This window comes from Stenotrophomonas sp. S49, from assembly GCF_016624905.1.
Classification (GTDB): domain Bacteria; phylum Pseudomonadota; class Gammaproteobacteria; order Xanthomonadales; family Xanthomonadaceae; genus Stenotrophomonas.
On the sequence record NZ_JACVUD010000021.1, the window covers coordinates 27,394 to 52,307 of the forward strand.

At 66.8% G+C, this 24,914-nt stretch carries 16 protein-coding genes; 9 read left to right on the forward strand and 7 right to left on the reverse strand.

Translation table 11 applies throughout. The annotated features are described in order from the left end of the window. Nucleotides 1-15: 15 nt before the first annotated feature. The 4 genes from IAE58_RS06860 to IAE58_RS06875 are packed head-to-tail and all read left to right on the forward strand — an operon-like array spanning nucleotide 16 to nucleotide 4,413. On the forward strand, nucleotides 16-1,365 hold the full coding sequence (locus IAE58_RS06860; RefSeq protein WP_108753550.1) for a UDP-glucose/GDP-mannose dehydrogenase family protein: 1,350 nt from the start codon (nucleotides 16-18) through the stop codon (nucleotides 1,363-1,365). Beyond that, nucleotides 1,358-1,597: a SlyX family protein gene (locus IAE58_RS06865; RefSeq protein ID WP_053515402.1), complete on the forward strand. Its 240-nt coding sequence runs from the start codon at nucleotides 1,358-1,360 to the stop codon at nucleotides 1,595-1,597. The genes IAE58_RS06860 and IAE58_RS06865 overlap by 8 nt, the downstream gene beginning before the upstream one ends. An 11-nt stretch (nucleotides 1,598-1,608) precedes the next feature. Next, complete coding sequence (locus IAE58_RS06870) at nucleotides 1,609-2,292, forward strand: DUF2058 family protein (protein WP_108756602.1); 684 nt, start codon at nucleotides 1,609-1,611, stop codon at nucleotides 2,290-2,292. A 51-nt stretch (nucleotides 2,293-2,343) separates the two neighbouring features. Further along, entirely contained in the window at nucleotides 2,344-4,413 is a 2,070-nt protein-coding gene (locus IAE58_RS06875) for an acyltransferase family protein (RefSeq protein WP_199932469.1), read from the forward strand. Nucleotides 4,414-4,449: 36 nt separating this feature from the next. Here the strand turns inward: IAE58_RS06875 and IAE58_RS06880 are convergent, their stop codons facing one another. The 4 genes from IAE58_RS06880 to IAE58_RS06895 form a co-directional block, all read right to left on the reverse strand. Next, nucleotides 4,450-5,775: an amidohydrolase family protein gene (locus tag IAE58_RS06880; protein WP_199932470.1), complete on the reverse strand. Its 1,326-nt coding sequence runs from the start codon at nucleotides 5,773-5,775 to the stop codon at nucleotides 4,450-4,452. Between the two features lie 67 nt (nucleotides 5,776-5,842). Beyond that, nucleotides 5,843-8,527 carry a methionine synthase gene (gene metH / locus IAE58_RS06885; protein WP_199932471.1) on the reverse strand — a complete coding sequence of 895 codons (2,685 nt, stop codon included), beginning with the start codon at nucleotides 8,525-8,527 and terminating at the stop codon, nucleotides 5,843-5,845. Next, complete coding sequence (locus IAE58_RS06890; protein ID WP_199932472.1) at nucleotides 8,524-9,618, reverse strand: homocysteine S-methyltransferase family protein; 1,095 nt, start codon at nucleotides 9,616-9,618, stop codon at nucleotides 8,524-8,526. Before IAE58_RS06890 ends, metH begins: the two co-directional genes overlap by 4 nt. Before the next feature lie 7 nt (nucleotides 9,619-9,625). Next, nucleotides 9,626-10,555, reverse strand: a complete 930-nt coding sequence (locus tag IAE58_RS06895; RefSeq protein ID WP_108750029.1) for a metalloregulator ArsR/SmtB family transcription factor — start codon at nucleotides 10,553-10,555, stop codon at nucleotides 9,626-9,628. 163 nt (nucleotides 10,556-10,718) lie between these two features. On the opposite strand from IAE58_RS06895, the gene IAE58_RS06900 reads away from it, so the two are divergent. Both IAE58_RS06900 and IAE58_RS06905 read left to right on the forward strand, forming a co-directional pair. Continuing rightward, on the forward strand, nucleotides 10,719-11,867 hold the full coding sequence (locus tag IAE58_RS06900) for an acyl-CoA dehydrogenase family protein (RefSeq protein ID WP_199932473.1): 1,149 nt from the start codon (nucleotides 10,719-10,721) through the stop codon (nucleotides 11,865-11,867). A gap of 236 nt (nucleotides 11,868-12,103) precedes the next feature. Further along, nucleotides 12,104-12,391, forward strand: coding sequence for a hypothetical protein (locus tag IAE58_RS06905; protein ID WP_199932474.1), 288 nt, complete (start codon nucleotides 12,104-12,106; stop codon nucleotides 12,389-12,391). Between the two features lie 147 nt (nucleotides 12,392-12,538). On the opposite strand, the gene IAE58_RS06910 is transcribed toward IAE58_RS06905, so the two are convergent. The 3 genes from IAE58_RS06910 to IAE58_RS06920 are packed head-to-tail and all read right to left on the reverse strand — an operon-like array spanning nucleotide 12,539 to nucleotide 17,625. After that, nucleotides 12,539-15,709 (reverse strand): multidrug efflux RND transporter permease subunit, encoded by a 3,171-nt coding sequence (locus IAE58_RS06910; RefSeq protein WP_108750025.1) that lies wholly within the window; start codon nucleotides 15,707-15,709, stop codon nucleotides 12,539-12,541. Between the two features lie 15 nt (nucleotides 15,710-15,724). Continuing rightward, complete coding sequence (locus IAE58_RS06915; RefSeq protein ID WP_199932475.1) at nucleotides 15,725-16,969, reverse strand: efflux RND transporter periplasmic adaptor subunit; 1,245 nt, start codon at nucleotides 16,967-16,969, stop codon at nucleotides 15,725-15,727. Further along, nucleotides 16,969-17,625: a TetR/AcrR family transcriptional regulator gene (locus tag IAE58_RS06920; RefSeq protein WP_199932476.1), complete on the reverse strand. Its 657-nt coding sequence runs from the start codon at nucleotides 17,623-17,625 to the stop codon at nucleotides 16,969-16,971. Before IAE58_RS06920 ends, IAE58_RS06915 begins: the two co-directional genes overlap by 1 nt. A gap of 262 nt (nucleotides 17,626-17,887) precedes the next feature. On the opposite strand from IAE58_RS06920, the gene IAE58_RS06925 reads away from it, so the two are divergent. The 3 genes from IAE58_RS06925 (at nucleotide 17,888) to IAE58_RS06935 (ending at nucleotide 24,832) form a co-directional block, all read left to right on the forward strand. Further along, complete coding sequence (locus tag IAE58_RS06925; RefSeq protein ID WP_108753540.1) at nucleotides 17,888-22,864, forward strand: NAD-glutamate dehydrogenase domain-containing protein; 4,977 nt, start codon at nucleotides 17,888-17,890, stop codon at nucleotides 22,862-22,864. Nucleotides 22,865-23,061: 197 nt separating this feature from the next. Then, nucleotides 23,062-23,835, forward strand: coding sequence for an NAD kinase (locus IAE58_RS06930; RefSeq protein WP_199932477.1), 774 nt, complete (start codon nucleotides 23,062-23,064; stop codon nucleotides 23,833-23,835). Nucleotides 23,836-23,884: 49 nt separating this feature from the next. Next, the gene (locus IAE58_RS06935; RefSeq protein ID WP_108750020.1) at nucleotides 23,885-24,832 is read left to right on the forward strand and encodes a 5'-nucleotidase; all 948 of its coding nucleotides are present in this window, start codon (nucleotides 23,885-23,887) and stop codon (nucleotides 24,830-24,832) included. The last annotated feature ends 82 nt before the right edge of the window (nucleotides 24,833-24,914 follow it).

Sequence of the window (24,914 nt, forward strand, 5' to 3'; positions counted from 1 at the left end):
GGAGCCAGCACGGATATGCGCGTTGCGATTTTCGGTACCGGGTACGTCGGTCTGGTGACCGGCACCTGCCTGGCCGACGTAGGCCACCAGGTGGTCTGCGTCGACATCGACCAGGCCAAGGTGGATGGGCTCAATCAGGGCATCATCCCGATCTACGAACCCGGCCTTGAGCCGATGGTGAAGGCCAACCATGCCGCGCTGCGGCTGTCCTTCACCACCGATGGCGCCAGCGCCATCGGCCACGGCCAGGTGGTCTTCATCGCGGTGGGTACGCCCCCCGACGAAGACGGCAGTGCCGATCTGCAGTACGTGCTGGCGGTGGCCCGCACCATCGGCCGCCACATGGCGGTGCCGACGGTGGTGGTGAACAAGTCGACGGTGCCGGTGGGCACCGCCGACAAGGTGCGCGCGGCCATTGCCGAAGAGCTGGCGGCGCGCGGTGCGGACATCGCCTTCGATGTGGTGTCCAACCCCGAATTCCTGAAGGAAGGCGATGCGGTGGCCGACTGCATGCGCCCGGACCGCATCATCATCGGTGCCAGCAGCGCCGACTCGGTGGCGGTAATGCGCCGCCTGTACGCACCGTTCAACCGCAACCACGATCGCGTGGTGGAAATGGACGTGCGTTCGGCCGAGCTGACCAAGTACGCGGCCAACGCGATGCTGGCGACCAAGATTTCGTTCATGAATGAAATCGCCAACATCGCCGAGCGCGTGGGTGCCGACGTCGAACAGGTCCGCCAGGGCATCGGTTCGGACCCGCGTATCGGCTGGCACTTCATCTATCCCGGTGCCGGCTACGGCGGCTCGTGCTTCCCCAAGGACGTGCAGGCGCTGGCGCGCACCGCCCAGCAGTACGGCCTGGAGCCGAAGCTGTTGAACGCGGTCGAAGCGGTGAACGATGCCCAGAAGGGGCACCTGTTCGCGCTCATCCAGCGCCACTACGACAAGGGCGAGGACGAAGGTGTGCGCGGCAAGACCTTTGCCGTATGGGGCCTGGCCTTCAAGCCCAACACCGACGACATGCGCGAAGCCTCCAGCCGCCGCCTGCTGGCGCAGCTGTGGGAAGGCGGTGCCACGGTGCGTGCCTACGACCCGGAAGCGATGCACGAATCGCAGCGCATCTTCGGTGAGCGCGATGACCTGGTGTTCTGCGCCAATGCCAGCGAAGCGCTGGAAGGCGCCGATGCACTGGTGGTGGTGACCGAATGGAAGCAGTTCCGCAGCCCCGATTTCCAGATGCTGCGCGAGCGGCTGAAGGATGCGGTGGTGTTCGACGGTCGCAATCTGTACGACCCGGCCGAGGTGGAAGCCGCCGGCGTGGCGTACTACGGTATCGGCCGGGGGCGTTCGCTGCATGTCTGAGCTGCCCACCGAACGCGAACAGGCGCTGGAAGCGCGCCTGGTCGAGCTGGAAATGCGCGTGTCCTTCCAGGAACACGCGCTGGCCGAACTGAGCGATGCATTGGCCGACGCCCGCATGCAGGGCACCCGCAACGCCGATGTGCTGCGCGTGCTGCTGGAAGACCTGGGCAAGGTGCGCAACGCACTGAATTCTTCTGATCCGGCGAGCGAACCGCCGCCGCCGCACTACTGATCTGCATTCCTATGAGCGATACCCTCCGCGACCAGCTGATGGGCCTGGGCTTCAAGCCGGCGCCCAAGCCCGAGCGCAAGAACGATGCCCCCCGCCGTGATGGCCGCCCGCAGGGCAAGGGCGGCAATGGCAATGGAAAGCCGCAGGGCGCAGGCAAGGGCGAGCACAAGCCCGGTGAGCGCCGAGGTGGCCACGGCCACGCTGGCGCAGGCAAGCCCGGGCAGTCCCGTGGGCCGGGCGCGCAGGGCCCGCGCAAGCCGCGCTCTGCCGAGGAAATGGACCTGGCCAAGGCCTATGCCATCCGCGCGCAGAAAGAAAAGCAGGAACGCATTGAAAGCGAACGCCTGAAGCAGGAAGAAGCGCGCGTGCGCCGCGAGGCCAAGGCCAAGCTGGAAGAACTGCTGAAGGACAAGAGCCTGAATGCCGAGGCGGCCGATATCGCCCGCCACTTCCCGTATGGCGGCAAGATCAAGCGCATCTACGTCACCCCCGAACAGCTGACCGCGCTCAATGCCGGTGAACTGGGCGTGGTCCAGCTCAATGGCCGCTACCTGCTGGTGACCGCTGAAGTGCTGGCGCAGTCCGAGGCGGTGTTCGCCGCGTCGGTGGCGCTGAAGGTCGACCCGAACGCGCCGGCCGAGGAAGACCCGTACGCCGATCCGCAGTACCAGGTGCCCGACGACCTGGTCTGGTAACGAACGACCGCCGTGGCGCCCCCTGCGGCAGCAGCGGCAGGGGGGAGACGGATGTCCACTGATCCAAGCCGCGGCTACGTGCCGCACATTGACGGCCTGCGCGCGATTGCCGTGCTGGCCGTCATCGTGTTCCACCTCGACCCGGTCTGGCTGCCGGGTGGCTTCACCGGGGTGGACGTGTTCTTCGTCATCTCCGGCTTCGTCGTCAGTGCGTCGGTGCATCGCCTGCCGGCCCTGTCCTGGCGCGCCTCGATGCTGCGCTTCTATGCGCGCCGGGTACGCCGCATCGCGCCTGCGCTGGTGGCCTGCCTGCTGGCGACGGCCGTGGCCAGCGTGTTGTTCATTCCCGATTCCTGGCTCAGCGAAGCATCCGACAAGACCGGGTTGATGGCCTTCTTCGGGCTGAGCAACTGGGTGCTGGCGGCCGTTGGCAACGACTACTTCGCGCCCAAGGCCGAATTCAATCCCTATACGCACACCTGGTCGCTGGGCGTGGAAGAGCAGTTCTACCTGCTGTTCCCGCTGCTGTTCCTGGCTTGGGCCCGCGGCCCGCGCGGCCGTTGGCTTAGCCTTGCGTTGTTCGCCGCGGTAAGCGTGGGGTCTTTGCTGCATGCGGCCCTGCTGGGGTTGCGTGATACGCCGCCGGCCTGGGCGTTCTATGCCACCAGCACCCGCTTGTGGCAGCTGGGCGTGGGCGTTCTGCTGTTCCAGCTGCTGCATGTGGCCGATCGTGGTGAGCCTGGCAGTGCTGCACGGTTGGGCCGTTGGCGCTGGGCGTGGTCAGCGTTGGCCCTGCTGTCGCTGGGCGCACTGGGCTGGGCGCTGTGGACGGCGCGTGCCGGGCGCTCGCCGTGGCCGGACGGCGTGCTGCCGGCGCTGTCCACCGCCGGCCTGCTGCTGGCCCTGCACCAGCACCCGCAGGTATGGATCGCGCGGCTGTTGGCCAGTGCGCCGATGCGGCGGATCGGCCTGCTGTCTTATTCGCTGTACCTGTGGCATTGGCCGGTGTTCGTGCTGATGCGCTGGACCGTGGGCCTGGAAACCGCCCTGCAGATGTCCGTGGCCAGTGCGCTGGTGGCGTTGCTGGCATGGATCTCGTGGCGCTGGATCGAGCAGCCCTTCCGTGGCCCCAGGTGGCAGCACCTGGCACCCGGGCGCTGGGTGGCCGCCGGCGTGCTGACCCTGCTGCTGGCCGGTGGCCTGCAGGCGTTGCTGTACTGGCAGTCGCCCCTGCTGTCACTGAGCACGGTCAGCCGCCATCCGGCGGACTGGTACCCCGATGGCAAGAGCGTGGCGGCTGATTACCCTGGGTGCGCGCTGCAGGTGGGCAAGCACCGCTACCCCGGTGGCAGCGCACGCACCTTCGCCCGCGGCGACTGCCCGCGTGCAGGGGCCGTGCAGGGGGCGGCGCAGGTGTTCCTGGCCGGAGATTCACACGCCATGGCCTACCGCGAGCTGCTGCAGCGGCTGGCGTTGGAAACCGGCTCGACGGTGTCGTTGTACGGCCGCGGTGGCTGCCCGCAGATCAGCCTGCAGCAGTGGCGGGGCGCCGGCGCGGGCTGTGCCGAGCACGATGCGGCCGTGCGCGCGGACATCGCCGCGCGTGCGCAGCCGGGTGATGTGGTGGTGCTGGTGTCACTGCGGGTACCGCGCCTGTCCGACCAGTACGTACTGTTCGACGCGCAGGCGCAGTTGGCCGGCGAACGCAGCGCGCAGGCTGCGGCCGGCCGTACTGCAGAGGTGGCCGAGGCCATCGCGCAGTGGATGCCGCTGGCCCAGCGCGGCGTGCGTATCGTGATCGAAGCGCCCAAGCCGGTGCTGCCGGCGCCGCCATACCGGTGTTCCGACCGCTTCAATGCAGGCAATCCGGTCTGCCGCAACGGGCTGGATATTGCGCGGGCGGACATGGAAGCGCTGCGCGCACCGATGCTGGGCAGTCTGCAGCAGGTGGTCGATGGCCTGCCAGGCGCAGTGCTGTGGGATCCCTTGCCCGATCTCTGCACGGCCACGACGTGCGCGGCGCAGCGTGATGGCCGACCGTTGTTCTTCGACGGCGACCATCTGAGCGGTCATGGCAACCGCGTGCTGCTGCCGTCCCTGCAGCGGGTGCTGCAGCCCTAGCGCCGGGCCGCGCCCGGCACACGGGGCCATCGGCCATCAGCGCTCGATCGCGTGCCCGGCCTGCCACACGGCGTGGATGTGCTGGGTATTGCTGATGTCGGCCAGGGGATCGGCATCAAGCACCAGCAGGTCGGCACGCTTGCCGGCGGCAATGCGGCCGCGATCGTCCATGCCCAGCAGCGCGGCGGCGTCGGCGGTGGCGGTCTGCAGGGCCTGCGCCGGGCTGAAGCCGGCCTCGGTCAGCAGCTTCAGTTCGCGGTGTTCGGCAAATCCAATCACCCGCTGTGGCATCGCCCCGGCATCGGTGCCGAAACCGAACTTCACCTTGGCCGCGCTCAGCCGGCGCAGGTTTTCCAGGTTCATCGCCACCGCTGCGCGCGCGCCGGGAATGTTGGCCCCGGCCAGCTGCTCGCGCTGCCACTGCGGCTGCTGCCAGCGCGCGCGCACCGCAGCGGGCAGGGCATCGCGCAGGAACGGCTGCTGCAGTGCCTGCGGGTTTTCCGCATACCAGTAGTTGGCTTCGTCGATGTTCACCGTGGCGATGTACCAGGTGCCTTGGTCGTGCATCTTCCGCGCCAGCATCGGGTCCACCGCGCGATCGCGGATACCGTGGGCGATGATGTCCACGCGGGCATCCACCAGGTCGCGCGCCTGGTCCAGGTCGTGGATGTGCGCGGCCACCTTCAGGCCACGCGCGTGGGCTTCGGCAATGGCGGCGCGGTAGATCTCCGGCGCCATCATCGGGAACTTGCCGCCCAGCGAATCCACCCAGAGCTTTATCACGTCCACGCCGTCGGCCTGCTGGGTGGCGACGGCGGCGCGGGCTTCCTCGGCATTGCGTGGCCGCGCCACCGGGTCGCGGGCCAGGCCCATGGCGGCCGCCGGCGGTGCACCGGCATACGCACCGATGCCGGCACCAGCGCCGTACAGCTGCGCGCCCAGCGTGGGCGAGGCGTTCACTTCCTTGCGGATATCGAAGAAGGCGGGGCCGTTCATGCCCAGCGCGGTGACCGTGGTGATGCCGTAGCGCTGGAACTGGCGCAGGTCGCGCACCACATTGTCGCGCGTGTAATAGCGATCACCGTGCTGCAGGCCTTCGGTGTTGCCCACGTGCGCGTGGTTGCTGACCAGGCCGGGCAGCAGGGTCTTGCCCTGGTAGTCGATGCGCCGGGCCGCGGTGGCGGCGGCCGGCAGCGGCGTGCCGACATGCACGATGCGCTCGCCGTCGATCAGGACCGGGGTGATGCCCAGGTCGCGGCGGCCGTCGAACACCCGGGCGTTTTCCAGCAGGATCGGCTGCGCGGCGGCAGGAACGGCGGCGGTGGCGGCAAGCAGCAGCGCCCACAGGCGGGTCGGTCGCATCGGCAACTCCGGTCAGGGGGAAGCCCGAGGGTAACCGATGGGCCGCCCGCAGGCGTGTGGGCCGGGTCTATTCGGGGTCGTAATCCAGGTTCGACGCCAGCCAGCGCTCGGCCTGTGCACGCTCCACGCCCTTGCGCCGCGCGTAGTCGCCCACCTGTTCACGGCTCAGGCGGCCGACCACGAAGTACTGGCTCTGCGGGTGGCTGAAGTAATAGCCCGACACGGCAGCGGTGGGCAGCATGGCGAAGCTTTCGGTCAGTTCCATGCTGGCGTGGGTTTCGGCCTGCAGCAGATCGAACAGCCGGCGCTTCTCGCTGTGCTCGGGGCAGGCCGGGTAGCCCGGAGCGGGGCGGATACCGCGGTACTGCTCATCGATCAGCGCTTCGTTGTCGAGAGTCTCGGCATGGTCGTAGCCCCAGAACTCGGTGCGCACGCGCTGGTGCAGGCGTTCGGCCAGCGCTTCGGCGAAGCGGTCGGCCAGCGCCTTCAGCAGGATCGCGTTGTAGTCATCGTGGTCGGCCTCGAAGCGGGCCACGTGTGCATCGATGCCGATGCCGGCGGTGACCGCGAATGCGCCAATCCAGTCCTGCCTGCCGCTGTCGGCCGGGGCGATGAAATCGGCCAGGCAGAAATCGGGGCGCTCGGCCGGCTTGTCCACCTGCTGGCGCAGGAAGTGCAGGGTGGTCTCAGCAGACGGGTGCTGCACGCGGACATCGTCGCCCACGCTGTTGGCCGGCCACAGGCCGAACACCGCCTTGGCGGTCAGCCACTGCTCGTCCACGATGCGCGCCAGCATCGCCCGCGCATCGCGGTACAGATCGCTGGCCTGGGGGCCGACGATCTCGTCGGTCAGGATCGCCGGGAATTTGCCGGCCAGTTCCCAGGCCTGGAAGAACGGCGTCCAGTCGATGTAGTCGACCAGCTCGGCCAACGGGTAGTCATCGAACACATGCAGGCCGGGCTGCTTCGGCGCAGGGGGTGTGTAGTTGTCCCAGTCGCCCCGGAACTTCTGCCCGCGTGCATGTTCCAGCGTGACCAGTCGCTTGGCGTCACCGCGGTTGCGATGGCGGGCGCGGATCTCGGCATAGTCCGCTTCGTTGGCGGCCACGAAGGCATCGCGCAGGTCGCGCGAGATCAGTGACTGCGCCACGCCAACCGCGCGCGAGGCATCCTTCACCCACACGGTGGGGGCCTGGTAATGCGGGTCGATCTTCAGCGCGGTATGCGCGCGCGAGGTGGTGGCGCCGCCGATCAGCAAGGGCAGGTCGAAGCCCTGCCGCTGCATTTCGCGGGCGACGTGGCTCATCTCCTCCAGCGACGGGGTGATCAGGCCGGACAGACCGACCAGATCGGCGTTGTGTTCGCGCGCGGCGTCGAGGATCTTCTGCGCCGGCACCATCACGCCCAGGTCGATCACTTCGAAGTTGTTGCAGGCCAGGACCACGCCGACGATGTTCTTGCCGATGTCATGCACATCGCCCTTCACCGTGGCCATGATGATGCGGCCGTTGCTCTTGGCGGTATCGCCGCTGCGTGCCTTCTCGGCCTCGATGTACGGCAGCAGGTAGGCCACCGCTTTCTTCATCACGCGCGCGGATTTGACCACCTGCGGCAGGAACATCTTCCCGGCCCCGAACAGGTCGCCGACGATGTTCATGCCATCCATCAGCGGGCCTTCGATCACGTCCAGCGGGCGGCTGGAGCCCTGCCGCGCCAGTTCGGTGTCTTCCTCCACCCAGGCGTCCAGGCCGTGCACCAGCGCATGCGCCAGGCGCTGTGCCACCGGTTTTTCGCGCCAGGACAGGTCCTCGGCCTTGGCCGCGCCCTTCTTGCCCTTGTAGCGCTCGGCGATCTCCAGCAGGCGCTCGGTGGCGTCGCTGCGGCGGTTGAGGATCACATCCTCAACGCGTTCGCGCAGGTCCGGTTCCAGCTCGTCGTAGATCGGCATGGCGCCGGCGTTGACGATGCCCATGTCCATGCCGGCGGCAATGGCGTGGTACAGGAAGACCGAATGGATGGCCTGGCGTACCGTCTCGTTGCCACGGAACGAGAACGACACGTTGGAGACGCCGCCGGAGACATGGCAGTGCGGCAGGGTCTGCTTGATGATGCGGGTGGCTTCGATGAAGTCCACCGCATAGTTGTCGTGCTCTTCGATGCCGGTGGCCACGGCGAAGATGTTCGGGTCGAAGATGATGTCCTGCGGCGGGAAGCCGATCTCATCGACCAGGATGCGGTAAGCGCGGGTGCAGATCTCCACCTTGCGCGCGCAGGTGTCGGCCTGGCCGGTTTCGTCGAAGGCCATCACCACTGCGGCGGCGCCGTAGCGCAGCACCTTGCGCGCGTGCTCGCGGAACAGGGCTTCGCCTTCCTTCAGCGAGATCGAGTTGACCACGCTCTTGCCCTGCAGGCACTTCAGGCCGGCTTCGATCACGCTCCACTTCGACGAATCGACCATCACCGGAATGCGCGCGATGTCCGGCTCGGACATGATCAGGTTCAGGTAGCGGGTCATCGCCGCTTCCGAATCGATCAGGCCTTCGTCCATGTTCACATCGAGGATCTGCGCACCGCTGGCCACCTGCTGCCGGGCCACGTCCACCGCTTCTTCGTAGCGGCCTTCCTTGATGAGCTTGCGGAACTGCGCGCTGCCGGTGACGTTGGTGCGCTCGCCCACGTTGACGAACAGCAGGTCCGGGGTGATGACCAGTGGTTCCAGGCCGGACAGGCGGGTGTAGGGCGTGGTGCTCATGCGGCCTGCTGCTCCTGTGCTCCGGGCACCGCGCGCGGTGGCAGCCCGGCCACGGCCTGGGCGATGGCACGGATATGGTCCGGGGTGGAGCCGCAGCAACCCCCGACCAGGTTCAGCAGCCCATCTTCGGCAAAGCTGCGCAGCGTGGCGGCCATTTCCTCGGGCGTTTCATCGTATTCGCCGAAGGCATTGGGCAGGCCGGCGTTGGGGTGCGCGCTGACGTAACAGGGGGCGACCTGGGCCAGGGTTTCCACATGCGGACGCATCGCGTCGGCGCCCAGCGCGCAGTTCAGGCCGATCGACAGCGGCCGCGAATGCGCCAGCGAGGCGTAGAAGGCTTCCGCGGTCTGCCCGGACAGGGTGCGCCCGGAGGCATCGGTAATCGTGCCGGAGATCATGATCGGCAGGCGCGCACCGCGTGCATCGAAGGCCTCTTCGATGGCGTACAGGGCGGCCTTGGCGTTCAGCGTGTCGAAGATGGTTTCGACCATCAGGGTGTCCGCGCCGCCATCGATCAGGCCATCAATGGCCTCGCGATAGGTATCGCGCAGGGCGTCGAAGCTGGTGTTGCGGAAGCCGGGATCGTTCACATCCGGGCTGATCGAGGCGGTGCGGCTGGTCGGGCCCAGTACGCCGATCACGAAGCGCGGCTTGTCCGGGGTGGTGGCCTGCACCGCATCGCAGCAGGCGCGCGCCACGGCGGCACCGGCCTTGTTCAGTTCGTACACCAGGTGTTCCAGGTGGTAATCGGCCTGGCTGACCGAGGTGGCGTTGAACGTATTGGTTTCCACCAGATCCGCGCCGGCCTGCAGATAGGCGGTGTGGATGTCGGCGATGACCTGCGGCCGGGTCAGCAGCAGCAGATCGTTGTTGCCCTTCAGGTCATGCCCTTCGGGTGTGCCATGGTCGCAGCCGGGGCCGTGGCTGTGGTCGTAGCCATCGGCGAAGCGTTCGCCGCGGTAGTCCGCTTCCTGCAGGCCGTGGCGCTGGATCATCGTGCCCATCGCGCCATCGATGATCAGGATGCGCGCGCGTAGGGCGTCGAGCAGGGCGTTGGCACGTTCGGGATGCAACCACGGCAGGCTGGACACGGCGACCTCAGGGCTTGTTGGCGATCAGCGAGATGACTTCAAAGTGCGGCGGGCGCTTCTCGCGCGTGACTGTTTCCAGGCTCGATACCTGCAGTCCCGCCTTGTCCACGAACTTGCGCAGTTCCTTGTCGCTGAAACCGAGGTTGACGTGGCCATAGGCTTCCACCGCCGCCTTGTGTTCGTGGCGGGCCAGGCTGCACAGCAGCAGGCGACCGCCCGGGCGCAGCACGCGGGCCGCCTCGGTCACCGCCTGTGCCGGCTTGCTGGCATAGGTCAGCGCGTGCATCAGCACCACCAGGTCGAAGCTGCGGTCCTTGAAGGGCAGGGCGTGCATGTCGCCTTCGCGCACTTCCACGTTGGGCAGGCGGCGCAGGCGCTCGCTGGCCGCGGCCACCACGCGCGCGCTGGTGTCGATGCAGATGTAGCGCTTGGCATGCGGGGCCACCAGCTCGGCCAGCACGCCATCGCCGGAGGCGATGTCCAGCACGTCGCCGGTTTCCAGCAGCGGCAGCGCGGTGCGCGCCAGCGCTTCCCAGGTGCGGCCCGGGGAATAGTGGCGTTCCATGTCGCCGGCCACGCTGTCGGCCCAGTTCTGGTCGGCGGCGCGGTGGGCCAGCACGGCGGCCACGCGTTCAGCATCCTGGCGCAGCAGCGGATCATCGCTTCCATTGCTCAGGGCATGCCACAATGCACGCTGCGCCGGGTCCAGCTGGGCCTCGTCGAAGCGGTAGTAGGCCGACACGCCCGAGCGGCGGTCGCGCACCAGGCCGGCTTCCTTCAGCCGCGCCAGATGGGTGGACACCCGTGGCTGCGCCAGCCGGGTAATGGCCGACAACTCGGCCACGGTCAGCTCCTCCTGCTCCAGCAGCGCCAGCAGGCGCACGCGGGTGGCGTCGGCGAACACCTTCAGGCGGGTCGACCAGTCTTCCAGATCCATAATATCTACCTATCGCGATATAGAGATATATTCGCCGACGGGTGCTGTCATGGTCAAGCAGGTGCGTGCGGCGAGTCAGCCGCCGATGCCCGCCCGCAGTTACAATCGGCACATCCGCGGGCGCCTGTTGCGGCCCCCGTCATCATGTACCTGGGAGGGTGTTGTGGATTTCAGCTTTACCGAAGAGCAGTTGATGCTGCAGGACGTGGCGCGGCGCATCGCGCAGGAAAAGATCGCCCCCAGCGCGGAGCACCATGACCGCACCGGCGAGTTCCCCCTTGAGAACATCCGCCTGCTGGGCGAAAACGGCCTGATGGGCATCGAAGTGCCGACCGAGTACGGCGGCGCGGGCATGGACCCGATCGCCTACGTGCTGGCAATGGTGGAAGTGGCCGCCGGCGATGCCGCGCATTCGACCATCATGTCGGTGAACAATTCGCTGTTCTGCAACGGCATCCTGACCCATGGCAGCGAGGCGCAGAAGCAGAAGTACGTGCGCGCCATCGCCGAGGGCGAGGCCATCGGCGCCTTCGCGCTGACCGAGCCGCAGTCCGGTTCCGATGCCACCGCCATGCGTTGCCGCGCGGTGAAGCAGGCCGATGGCACCTACGTGATCAACGGCAAGAAGAGCTGGATCACCTCCGGTCCGGTGGCCAAGTACATCGTGCTGTTCGCGATGAGCGAGCCGGACAAGGGCGCGCGCGGCATCACCGCCTTCCTGGTCGACACCGACAAGGCTGGCTTCGGCCGCGGCAAGACCGAGCCCAAGCTGGGCATCCGTGCGTCGGCCACCTGCGAGATCGAGTTCAACGATTACGTGGCGCAACCCGAAGAGGTGCTGGGCCAGGAAGGCGAGGGCTTCAAGATCGCCATGGGCGTGCTCGACGCCGGCCGCATCGGCATCGCCTCGCAGGCGATCGGCATCGCCCGCGCCGCCTATGAAGCCACGATCGAATACGTGAAGGACCGCAAGGCCTTCGGCGCGGCCATCGGCACCTTCCAGATGACCCAGGCCAAGATTGCCGACATGAAGTGCAAGCTGGACGCGGCGCTGCTGCTGACCCTGCGCGCGGCGTGGGTGAAGGGCGAAGGCAAGCGCTTCAGCAACGAGGCGGCCATCGCCAAGCTGACCGCCTCGGAAGCGGCGATGTGGATCACCCACCAGGCCGTGCAGATCCACGGCGGCATGGGCTATTCCAAGGAAATGCCGCTGGAGCGCTACTTCCGTGATGCCAAGATCACCGAGATCTACGAAGGCACCTCGGAAATCCAGCGCCTGGTGATTGCCCGCAACGAGACCGGGCTGCGCTGAGCCCCGCGCAACCGTGAGCGGGAACGTGCCAACCCCGGTTGGCGCGCCCTGGCCGCCTGCTTGGTAGGTGCCAACCTTGGTTGGCACTGAATGGCGGCTTGGTAGGTGCCAACCTTGGTTGGCACGCATCGACGAGCGCCAACCAAGGTTGGCGCCTACCGGAAGTCCCGACAACTGCGACACAACGCGCGCCGCCATGGTCAAATGCGATCCGCTTTTCGTTCTGGAGACGTTGAATGATCTATCGCGGTTGGGGGTTTCTGACCCTGGTGACGCCGATTGCAGCGATCCTGCTGCTGGCGTATTTCTTCCCGCACGATGGCCCGAAGGGGAATATTCCGCTGCAGCAGGTGCTGCTGGGCGCGGGCCTGGGTGCTGCGCTGAACGTGCTGCTGGGGCTTTGGTTGAACCGCGCGCCGCGGCAGAAGGGTGAGGCCGCGCCGCATCATTTCTTCTTCGTGCCGATGCAGTGGGTGGCGCTGCTGATCGTGGTGGTGTGCGGCGCGATCGCGTTGCTGCGCTGAAGCGCGGCGAGTGCCGACCAAGGTCGGCACCTACCCGAAGCGCCTGCACCCGGTAGGTGCCAATCTTGGTTGGCACGCATCCCGGTAGTCACCAACAAAAAGGCCCCGGATCGCTCCGGGGCCTTTTCATTTCACTCTACCGCCGGATCAACGATCCGGACGGTGTGCCGATTCGGCATCACGCTGGCGCTCCATGAACTCCTTGGACGGTTCATCCAGCTTGTCGCCCAGCATGCGGCGCACCACCACGAAGAACACCGGGATCATCAGCAGACCCAGCAGGGTGGCAAACAGCATGCCGCCGATCACGCCGGTACCGATGGCGTGGCGCGAGTTGGCGCCGGCACCGGTAGAGATGGCCATCGGGATCACGCCCATGATGAAGGCGAACGAGGTCATCAGGATCGGGCGGAAACGCAGGCGGGCCGCTTCGATGGTGGCATCGCGCAGGGTCTTGCCCGCCGCACGCTGCTCCACCGCGAATTCCACGATCAGGATCGCGTTCTTCGCGGCCAGGCCGATCACGGTGATCATGCCGATCTTGAAGAAGATGTCGTTGGGCAGGCCACGCATCATCGACAGGCCGATGGCACCCAGCACGCCCAGCGGCACCACCAGCAGCACCGCCACCGGAATCGACCAGCTTTCATACAGGGCGGCCAGGCAGAGGAACACCACCACCACCGACAGCACCAGCAGCAGGGTGGCCGCGTTGCCCGCCAGGATTTCCTGGTAGGACATGCCCGACCAGTCGTAACCGTAGCCGGCCGGCAGGTCGTTGTTGACGATGTCTTCCATCGCGGTCATCGCTTCACCCGAGCTCTTGCCCGGTGCCTGCGAACCGACGATGTTGATGGCCGAATAGCCGTTGTAGCGGCTCAGCGACGGCGGTGCCGACACCCACTCGGAACTGACCACGGTGCTCAGCGGGATCATCGCGCTGGTGCCATCGGCATTCGTGGTCAGGCTGGACGGGCTGTAGAAGCTCTTCAGCGATTCCTGGCCAGTACGGTACGGCGCGTCGGCCTGCATGGTCACGCGCTTGATGCGGCCCTGGTAGAAGAAGTCGTTCACGTACACCGGGGCCAGCATCAGCTGCACCGTGCTGTACACGTCCGACACCGACATGCCCATCGACTGCGCCTGCACGCGGTCCACGTGCAGCTGCAGCTGCGGGGCGTTTTCCAGGCCGTTGGGGCGCACGCCGGCCAGCTTGTCGGTTTCCTGCGCGGCCTTGCCCAGCAGCATGTTGCGCGCCTGGGTCAGCTGTTCGTAGCCCTGGCCACCACGGTCCTGCAGCCACATGTCGAAGCCGCCGAACTGGCCCAGACCCTGCACGGTGGGCAGGTTGACCACGAAGATCTGCGCTTCCTTGATGCCGTAGAACGCGCCGTTCATGTTCTGGATGAACTCCGGAACGGTGACCTTGCGTTCGTCCCAGGGCTTGAGGCGGATGAAGCCCATGCCCACGTTTTCGCCGGAACCGACGAAGCTGAAGCCGGCGATCTGCATCAGGCCTTCGTAGCCTTCCTGCTTTTCCAGGATGCCGCGCATCTGGGCGAAGACTTCGTTGGTCTGGCTCTTCGGCGAACCCGGCGGCAGCTGCACGATGGCCAGTGCGTAGCCCTGGTCTTCTTCAGGCAGGAAGCTGCCGGGCATGCGGGTGAACAGGAAGCCGCACAGCGCGGTCAGCACCACGGCCAGGATCATCCAGCGCGGCGCATGCTTCACCGCCGAGGTGATGTGGCCGACGTAGGTGTGGCTGATCTTGTCGTAGTACTTGTTGAAGGTGCGGTAGACGATGTTCGGGTGGTCGTTGTGGGTCGGCTTCAGGAAGGTGGCACACAGGGCCGGGGTGAAGCCCAGCGCCAGGAACGCCGAGAAGCCCATCGAAATGGCGATGGTCAGTGCGAACTGCTTGTAGATCTCACCGGCGGCGCCGCCCTGCAGCGCCGAGGGAATGAACACTGCCGCCAGAACAACGGTGATGGCCACGACCGCGCCGGTGATCTGGGTCATCGCCTTCTGCGTGGCGGGCTTGGGCGCGAGGCCCTCCTCGGTCATGATGCGTTCGACGTTCTCGATCACCACGATCGCGTCATCGACCACGATGCCGATCGCCAGCACCATCGCGAACAGGGTCAGCTGGTTGATCGTGAAGCCGATCATCCACATGCCCAGGAAGGTACCCAGCAGGGCCACCGGAATGACCAGGGTGGGGATGATGGTGGCGCGGAAGTTCTGCAGGAAGATCAGCATCACCAGGAACACCAGCAACACCGCTTCAAACAGCGTCTTGACCACTTCCTCGATGGAGATCTTGACGAAGGTGGTGCTGTCGTACGGCGAGAACCAGCTCACGCCCGCCGGGAAGCTGGGCTGCAGTTCGTCCATCTTGGCGCGCACCGCATCGGCCACGTTCAGGGCGTTGGCGCCCGGCAGCAGCTGGATGGCGAAGGCGCCGGTGGGGGCGCCGTTGTACTGGGTGTCGAAGCCGTAGTTGTTGGCGCCGAAGCCGATGCGGGCGATGTCCTTCAGCAGCACGCGCGAGCCATCGGCGTTGGCACGCAGGATGATGTTCTCGAACTCTTCGGGCGAGCTGAAGCGGCCTTCGGCCGAGACCGTGGCGGTGAAGTGGCCATCGGGCGAGGGGTCCGAACCCAGCGAACCGGCAGCGAACTGCACGTTCTGGGCGCGCACCGCCGCCAGCACCTGGCTGGCCGACAGGCCGTAGCCCTGCATCTTTTCCGGGTTCAGCCAGATGTTCATGGCGTACTCGGAACCGAACTGCTGGGTGCTGCCGACGCCGGGGATACGCGAGACCTGGTCGAGCACGCGCGAGCCGACGATGTCGTTCAGCGCATCACGGGTGATCGACGGGGTTTCCGAACGCAGGCCCACCACCATCAGGAAGCCGGCGTTGGCCTTGGCCACCACCACGCCCTGCTGGGTCACTTCGGTGGGCAGGCGCGGCGTTGCCAGCGACACCTTGTTCTGCACCTGCACCTGGGCGATGTCCGGGTCGGTACCGGTTTCAAAGGTCAGGGTGATCTGCGCACGGCCATTGGACGAAGACGACGAGCTGAAATACAGCAGATGATCGATACCGGTCAGCTGCTGCTCGATCACCTGGGTGACCGATTTTTCCGTCGTGTCCGCGCTGGCGCCCGGGTAGGTGGCCGACACGGTCACCTGCGGTGGGGCGATGTTGGGGTAGGACTCCACGCCAAGGTTGAGGATCGCGATCACGCCGCTGAGCGAGATCAGGATCGCCACCACCCAGGCGAAGACCGGATGTTCGATGAAAAATTTAGGCATGACGGAAGGGTCCCGTTACTGCTTGTTCGATTCGGTGGCAGCCGGTTCGGCCTTGTCGGCCGCTTCGGCCGGGGCCTTGTCGGCGGCCGGTGCGGCACCGGCGGCGGCCGGCTTGGCGCTGGCATTGGCGTCCTGGCCCGGGGTCCAGGGCTTGGCCGTGGCCGGTGCCCCTTCCTTGACCTTCTGCACGCCGGCAACGATCACCTTGTCACCGGCGGCCAGGCCGTCGCTGACCAGCCAGTTGCCGCCCTGGGCACCGTCGGTCTTCACGTTCTTGCGCACCACCTTGCCGTCGGCGCCGACCACCATCACGAAGCCGCCCATGGTGTCGCGCTGCAGGGCCTGCTGCGGAACCAGGTAAGCGTTGTTGCGGTCACCCAGGTTGGCCTGGAAGCTGACGAAGGCGCCCGGCAGCAGGATCTGCTGCGGGTTCGGCAGCACCGCACGCAGGGACACCGCACCGGTGGTCGGGTCCACGGTGGTGGACGAGAAGTCCAGGGTGCCCTGTTCGCCGTAGGTGGTGCCGTCGGACAGCTTCACCGCCACGGTGGCCTTGCCATCGCCGGACAGCGCCAGCGCGCCCTTGGCCTGCTGCGCGCGCAGCAGGCTCAGTTCGTCCACGCTCAGCGAGAAGTTCACGTACAGCGGGTCCAGCTGGTCCACGGTGGTCAGCAGGGTCACATCGCCCTGGCCGACCAGCGCGCCTTCGGTCACCTGCTGCTTGTTGGCCACGCCGCTGATCGGCGCGGTCACTTCGGCATAGCCCAGGCTGATGCGCGAGGACGATACGGCCGCTTCGGCCTGCTTCACCGCGGCCAGCGCGGTGCGCTCAGTGGCCTGGGCGGCGTCCAGGTCGGACTTGGACACGTACTGCTGCGGGGCCAGCGAGCGGGCGCGGTCGGCGGCGACCTTGGCGTTGGCATAGGTGGCGCGGGCCGAGGCCAGCTGGGCCTCGGAAGCATTCAGTTCGGCGCGCAGCGGGGCCGGATCGATCAGGAACAGGGTCTGGCCCTGCTTGACCTGGCTGCCTTCCTGGTAGACGCGCTTGAGCAGCACGCCGGGCACGCGGGCGCGCACGTCGGCACTGCGGTAGGGCGACAGGCGGCCGACCAGTTCACGCTGCAGCGGCAGGGTCTGCGGCTTGGCATCGATCACGCCCACTTCCGGCGGCGGGGGCGTCTGCTGTTCCGGCTTCTTGCAGGCCGCCAGGGCGACAGCGACGGCACACGTCAAGGCAAGGGTGCGGAGTGGGGCGGTCATCAGGAGAAACTCCGGTGTTGGTTTGTAGGCGGGACCGCTGCCGGTTCCGGCGCAAACGCGCGCAGGAAACCGTCAACGGAGAACTCGGCCCAGCGCCTGCGCGCACGCGCGTCATCGCGATGGGGGGTATGGAAGCGTTGTTTGTCGAAATCCTGACCGGCGATCATGCTCAGCAGCAGTTCGGCCATGTAGTGCGGGTCGTCATGCCGGAGCAGGCCACGCCTGCAAACGGTTTCAATCCATTCAGCAAGATGAAGTGTCAGCGCCCCGGCGCCTTCCCGGTACAGCGTACGCGCCTCTTCGGGGAACTGGGATGCATCGGCGGCAATCAGTCGGCAGGCCTGGCCCACGTGGGGCTGGTTGAAGTGCTCCAGGAAGTCGGTGGCGAACTGCAACAGGCTGGCACGCAGGTCGTCACTGCGGAGTGCACGCAGCAGGATGCCGCTGGCATCGCCCACGTGCCGCTGCACGACCCGGCGCAGCAGGTCCTGCTTGCTGCCGTAGCGCGAATAGAGCGTCTGTTTGGAACAGCCGGCCTGCTGGGCCACCGCGTCCATGCTCATCTGCATGCCCTGGCGGCCCAGCAGTTCGCGCACGGCATCGAACACGCGCTCATCGCGCGCGTCCACGGCAACGGGGAGGGGAGTGGGGTTCACGCGGTGGACTATACCGTCCAGTTCAGGATTGTGGAATCGTGCCGATAGTCCTGCCTGTCACCTGCCGCGTGGTTTTCCGTAACACGCTTTGCCGATCCTGTCGGCAGCGGCGCAACGCCCGTGCGCGCCATACCGGTGCGAACTGAATAGGCGTCTAAACCGCAGCAAACCCGAATCTGGTTATTCCGTCCTGCAGCAAGGCCTTTACGCGGGATAGGTCTACAATTTCATTTTCCCAACTGAGCAAGCGCATCGCTCTGCCATGAAACCGCAAAAAACCGCAGCCAAGACCGTGAAAAACAAGACCAAGCCAGCTGAGTCGGAGGTCGCAGTGACCGCTGGTTTCTCCCTGGAGCCGGTGTACACGGCCTTGCGCAAGCGTTACCCCTCTGCCGCGCAGGCCGAGGCAGTGGCATTCGCCGCGGATTTCTACAAGCGCATGGAGTCGGACGAGTTCCCGCACCACAGCGCTGACGAGTGGGCCGCGCTGGCCGCCGACACGCTGGAATTCGCTCGTGCCCGCAAGGCTGGCAAGGCCAACGTGCGCGTGTTCAACCCGACCACCAAGGCCAACGGCTGGGAATCGCCGCACACGGTGCTGCAGATCGTCAATGACGACATGCCGTTCCTCGTCGATACCGTCACCATGACCCTGGCCGAACAGGGCGTGGGCGTGCATGTGCTGGGCCACCCGGTGCTGCGCTTCACCCGCGACAAGGCCGGCAAGCTGGCCAAGGTGGGCGAGGGCGAAGCCGAATCGGTGATGCTGCTGGAAATCGACCGCCAGCCGGCCGATGCCATGGCCGCCATCGAACAGGCCATCAACAAGGCGCTGGATGAAGTGCGCGCCATCGTGCGCGACTGGCAGCCGATGAAGGACAAGGCCCTGGCCCTGGCCGACGATCTGGGCAGCCGCACCCTGCCGGTGGACGACACCTCGCGCGCCGAAGCACAGGAATTCCTGCGCTGGGCCGCCGACAACCACTTCACCTTCTTCGGCTACCGCGAATACCGCGTGGAGAAGCAGGGCAAGGAAGACGTGCTGGCACCGCTGAACGACACCGGCCTGGGCCTGATGCGCGGCAAGGACAAGTCCGCTGCGCGCCCGGTCAAGACGCTGGCCGCGCAGGGCCTGAACACCACGTCCGGGCTGAAGGACGCGCTGATCCTGACCAAGACCAATGCCCGTTCGCGCGTGCACCGCGCCGGCTACATGGACTACATCGGCGTGCTGGAATTCGACGCCAAGGGCAAGATCATCGGCGAACAGCGCTTCCTGGGCCTGTTCACCTCCAGCGCCTACAACCGCCGCCCGTGGGAAATCCCGCTGGTGCGCCAGCGCCACGAACACGTGATGAAGCAGTCCGGCCTGGCCCCGGCCAGCCACAGCGGCAAGGCCTTGCGCCACATCCTGGAAACCCTGCCGCGCGAAGAGCTGTTCCAGTCCAGCGAGGACGAACTGCTGCGCACCGCCATGGGCGTGCTGGGCCTGCAGGAACGCGTGCGCAGCCGCCTGTTCCTGCGCCGCGACAAGTACAGCCGTTTCATTTCCGCACTGGTCTACCTGCCGCGCGAGCGCTTCAACACCGACGTGCGCCTGCGCATCGAGGCCATGCTGAAGGAAGCGCTGCACGGTGAGTACGTGGACAGCTCGGTGGTGCTGGGCGAATCGCCGCTGGCCCAGGTGCACCTGATCGTGCGCCCGAAGCCGGGCGAAATGCTCGACGTCGATACCGCCGAACTGGAACAGAAGCTGGCCCAGGTGCTGCGCAACTGGCAGGACGACCTGCGTGAAGCGCTGGTGTCGCGCCATGGCGAAACCGAAGGCCTGCGCATTGCCGCACGCATCGGCAAGGCACTGCCGGCCGGCTACATCGAAGACAACAGCACGGCCGTTGCCGCCAACGATGTCAGCCAGCTCGACGCGCTGACCGGCCCGGACGACCTGCGCCTGAGCCTGCAGGCCGTGCCGCGCGAAAGCGGCGATGGCCTGCGCCTGAAGCTGTACCGCCAGCTGGACGACATTCCGCTGTCGGACGCGCTGCCGATGATGGAAAACATGGGCCTGCGCGTGATCGCCGAGCGCCCGTACCGCCTGTCGGTGGACAACGCGCCGGTGTACGTGCAGGACTTCGAAGTCGAATCGACCGCCGGCGCCATCGATGCCGCGCGCGTGGATGAAGCCTTCGGCGAGACCTTCGCCCGCGTCTGGCACGGCGATGCCGAGAACGATGGCTTCAACCGCCTGGTGCTGGCTGCCGGCCTGCACTGGCGCCAGGTCGCCATGCTGCGTGGCTACTGCAAGTATCTGCTGCAGACCGGCGTGCCGTTCTCGCAGGCCTATGTGGAAGGCACCTTCGCCCGCTACCCGCTGTTGGCACGCCTGCTGGTGGAGCTGTTCGAAGCCCGCTTCGATCCGGCCACCGGGCATGAAAGCAAGGACGACATTGCCGCTGGCCAGGCCCATCTGAAGGCCCACTTCGATGTGCTGGCCGCCGGCGACGAGGCCACCCTGAAGGTGCTCAAGACCGTGGTCGACGCCCGCAAGGGTGACCGCGATGCGCAGATGCAGGCCGCGCGCGATGCGCTGCTGAAGCTGATGGACCGCGTGTCCAGCCTGGACGAGGACCGCATCCTGCGCTCGTTCATGGGCGTGATCGACGCGACCCTGCGTACCAGCTACTACCAGACCGATGCCAATGGCCAGCACGGCCATGTCATCAGCTTCAAGTTCGATTCGGCGCTGGTGCCGGACCTGCCCAAGCCGCGCCCGTACCGCGAAATCTTCGTGTACGGCCCGCGCGTGGAAGGTACCCACCTGCGCTTCGGTGCCGTGGCCCGTGGCGGCCTGCGCTGGTCGGACCGTCGCGAAGACTTCCGTACCGAAGTGCTGGGCCTGGTCAAGGCGCAGATGGTGAAGAACACCGTGATCGTGCCGGTCGGCGCCAAGGGTGGCTTCTTCGCCAAGATGCCGCCGGTGAACGGTGATCGCGATGCGATCTTCGCCAACGGCGTGGCCTGCTACAAGCTGTTCATCCAGGGCCTGCTGGACATCACCGACAACATCGTCAACAACAAGATCGTGCCGCCGGTGGACGTTGTGCGCCACGACATGGACGACCCGTACCTGGTGGTGGCGGCCGACAAGGGCACGGCGACCTTCAGTGACATCGCCAACGGCCTGGCCATCGCCCACGGCTTCTGGATGGGCGATGCGTTCGCCTCCGGTGGTTCGGTCGGTTACGACCACAAGGGCATGGGCATCACTGCACGCGGTGCGTGGGAATCGGTCAAGCGCCACTTCCGTGCGCTGGGCCGTGACAGCCAGACCCAGGACTTCACCACCGTCGGCGTGGGCGACATGTCCGGCGACGTGTTCGGCAACGGCATGCTGCTGTCGCGCCACATCCGCCTGCTGGCCGCGTTCGATCACCGCCACATCTTCCTGGACCCGAACCCGGATGCGGCCACCTCGTTCGTCGAGCGTGAGCGCATGTTCACCGTGCCGCGTTCCAGCTGGGCCGACTACGATGCCAAGCTGATCAGCAAGGGCGGCGGCATCTATCCGCGCAGCCTGAAGTCGATCGAGATCACCCCGCAGGTGCGTGAAGCACTGGGCCTGGACGAGAACGTCAAGGCGCTGTCGCCGAACGATCTGATGAGCGCGATCCTGAAGGCACCGGTGGACCTGCTGTGGAACGGCGGCATCGGTACCTACGTGAAGGCTGCCAGCGAACAGCACAGCGATGTCGGCGACCGCGCCAACAACGCGCTGCGCGTGAACGGTGGCGAGCTGCGCTGCAAGGTGGTGGGCGAGGGCGGCAACCTGGGCATGACCCAGCTGGGCCGCATCGAAGCCGCCCAGGCCGGCGTGCTGCTCAACACCGACTTCATCGACAACTCGGCCGGTGTGGATACCTCCGACCACGAAGTCAACATCAAGATCCTGCTCAACGATGTGGTGCGGGCCAAGAAGCTGACCGTTGAACAGCGCAACAAGCTGCTGGCGTCGATGACCGACGAAGTGGCCGACCTGGTGCTGAACGACAACTACCGCCAGAACCAGGCGCTGAGCCTGATGGAGCGGATGGCCGTCAAGCGCCTGGGTTCCAAGCAGCACTTCATCCGCACGCTGGAACAGCAGGGCCTGCTGGATCGCCAGATCGAGTTCCTGCCGTCCGATGCCGAGCTGTCCCAGCGCAAGGCGCGTGGCCAGGGCCTGACCCGTCCGGAACTGTCGGTGCTGCTGTCCTATTCCAAGCTGGTGGCGTTCGCCCAGCTGCTGGATTCGGACATTCCCGAAGACCCGTACCTGTCCAAGGAACTGCAGCGCTACTTCCCGACCCCGCTGCAGAAGAAGTACGCCGACGCGATGGAGCGTCACCGCCTGAAGCGCGAAATCATCGCCACGGCCGTGACCAACCAGACCATCAACCGCATGGGCGCCACCTTCCTGATGCGCATGCAGGAAGACACCGGCCGTTCCATCGCCGAGGTCGCCAAGGCCTACACCATCAGCCGCGAAACGCTGGATGCCCGCGCGCTGTGGGCGCAGATCGACGCGCTGGACGGCAAGCTGCCCGAATCGGTGCAGATCGACGCACTGGAAGTGATCTGGAAGCTGCAGCGTTCGTTCGTGCGTTGGCTGCTGTCGCGCCCGGGCCCGATGCCGGGCATCACCGAGGCGGTGAACCGCTACCAGGGGCCGTTCAACGACATCCGTGTCGCATCGGGCGTGCTGCCTGATTCGCAGCGTCCGACCTACGAAGCCCTGGTGGCCGAGTGGAAGGAGAAGGGCCTGCCGTCGGCACTGGCACAGCAGCTGGCGGAACTGCACTTCCTGGAGCCGGCGTTCGACATCATCGAACTGGCCCGTACCCGCAAGCTGAAGCCGGTGGACGTGTCCAAGATCCACTTCCGCCTGGGCGATGCCCTGCAGCTGCCGTGGCTGTTCGAGCAGATCGACGCGCTGGAGGTCAATGGCCGCTGGCATGCCGTGGCCCGTGGCGTGCTGCGCGACGAGCTGGCCCACCACCACCGCAACCTGGCCGGCCAGGTGCTGGCGACCAAGGGCGGCAGTGCCGAGGCCAAGGTGTCGGCGTGGATCGGCCGCGACGACAACAGCCTGCGCTTCACCCTGTCGATGCTGGCCGAACTGGCCGAGCAGAAGACCCTGGACTACCCGACTGTTTCGGTCGCAGTGCAGCGCCTGGGTCAGCTGGCGGCACATGGTGCGTAACTGAAGTAGTGCCAGGCCACGCCTGACATGCATGAACCGGAACGGCCCCGCGAAAGCGGGGCCGTTCTGCGTTGGGGGCCGCCGTTCGCCGGGCCCGGCGCTACCAGCGTGCGGGATTGCAGGTAGCGCCGGGCCATGCCCGGCGAGCGCAGCGGCGCTCGGTTATGCTCTTGAACAGCCTTCCCCCGGATCCACCCATGAGCGACACCCCCCGCATCGCTTTCCTGGCCAGCACCACCGAACCTGCGCAGATGGCCCGCGCGGCCATGGTGTCGCGCTATGGCGACCACGCGCCCGACCAGGCCGATGTGTTGTGCCCGCTGGGCGGCGACGGTTTCATGCTGCAGACCCTGCACCGCCATGGCCACCTGGGCAAACCGGTGTTCGGCATGAAGCTGGGCACGGTCGGCTTCCTGATGAACCAGTACCGCGGCGACGATGACGTGCAGGCCCGCATCGCCCGCGCCGAGCCGGCCAACCTGCGCCCGCTGGAAATGATCGCGCTGACTGAATCGGGCACCAGTACCGGCTCGCTGGCCTACAACGATGTGTCGTTGCTGCGGCAGACCCGCCAGGCCGCGCATATCGGCATTGATCTGAACGGCCAGGAGCGCGTGGCCGAGCTGATCGGCGATGGCGTGCTGGTGGCAACCCCGGCCGGCAGCACCGCCTACAACTATTCCGCGCACGGCCCGGTACTGCCGCTGGGCTCCCACACCATCGCCCTGACGCCGTTGGCCCCGTACCGGCCACGCCGCTGGCGCGGCGCCATCCTCAAGGCCGACACCGAAGTGCGCTTCCGCGTACTGGACCCGTACAAGCGCCCGGTGAGCGTGACCGCCGATTCGCACGAGACGCGTGATGTGGTGGAAGTGACCATCCGCGAATCCAGGGACCGCCGGGTGACCCTGCTGTTCGACCCCGAACACAACCTGGAAGACCGCATCCTGAGCGAACAGTTCGTTTTTTAAGGGACAATACGCCGCCGGCCCCCGCCGTCCGCTGCAAGGAACCCCCGCCATGGGCGACAACACCCCCCGTTTGCTGACCGTCGCGGTAACCTCGCGCGCGCTGTTCGATCTGGAAGAGAGCCACGCGCTGTTCGAGAGCGATGGTGTGGCGGCCTATGCCGAATACCAGCGCCAGCACGAGGATGACATCCTGGGGCCGGGTGTCGCGTTCCCGGTGGTGCGCAAGCTGTTGGCACTGAACCAGGGCGCCAGCCCGGAAAACCCGCGGGTGGAAGTGATCCTGCTGTCGCGCAACTCGGCCGACACAGGCCTGCGCATCTTCAATTCCATCCAGCATTACGGGCTGGGCATCATCCGCGCCACCTTCACCGCCGGCGAGCCCACCTGGCCGTATGTGAAGCCGTTCGGCACCGATCTGTTCCTGTCGGCCAACCCCGAATCGGTGCGCAGTGCGCTGCGCCATGGCATTGCCGCCGCCACCATCCTGCCCAAGCCGCCGGGTGAAACCGCCGCAGCCGCCGAAGACCAGGTGGTGCACAGCGAGCGCAACGCCGGCCAGCTGCGCATTGCCTTCGATGGCGACGCGGTGATCTTCGGTGATGAAAGCGAGCGCATTTCGCGCGAGCAGGGCGTGGAAGCGTTTGGCCGCCACGAGCGCGAGCGCGCGCGCGAGCCGCTCAGCGGCGGGCCGTTCCGCGGCTTCCTGTCGGCGCTGCACACGCTGCAGGAAGTGTTCCCGGCCGGTGAGAGTGCGCCGATCCGCACCGCGCTGGTGACCGCGCGTTCGGCGCCGGCGCACGAGCGGGTGATCCGCACCCTGCGCGAATGGGGCGTGCGCCTGGATGAAGCCCTGTTCCTGGGCGGCCGGCACAAGGGCCCGTTCCTGCAGGCCTTCGGCGCAGACATTTTCTTCGATGATTCACAGCACAACATCGACAGCGCCCGCGAACACGTGGCCGCCGGCCACGTGCCGCACGGCGTCGCCAACGAAGGATGACGTTCGCCGGGGGGGGGGGGCGGCCGGGCCGCGGGGGGGGGGGCGGGGGGCGGGCGGGCGGGGGGGGGGGGGGGGGGGGGGG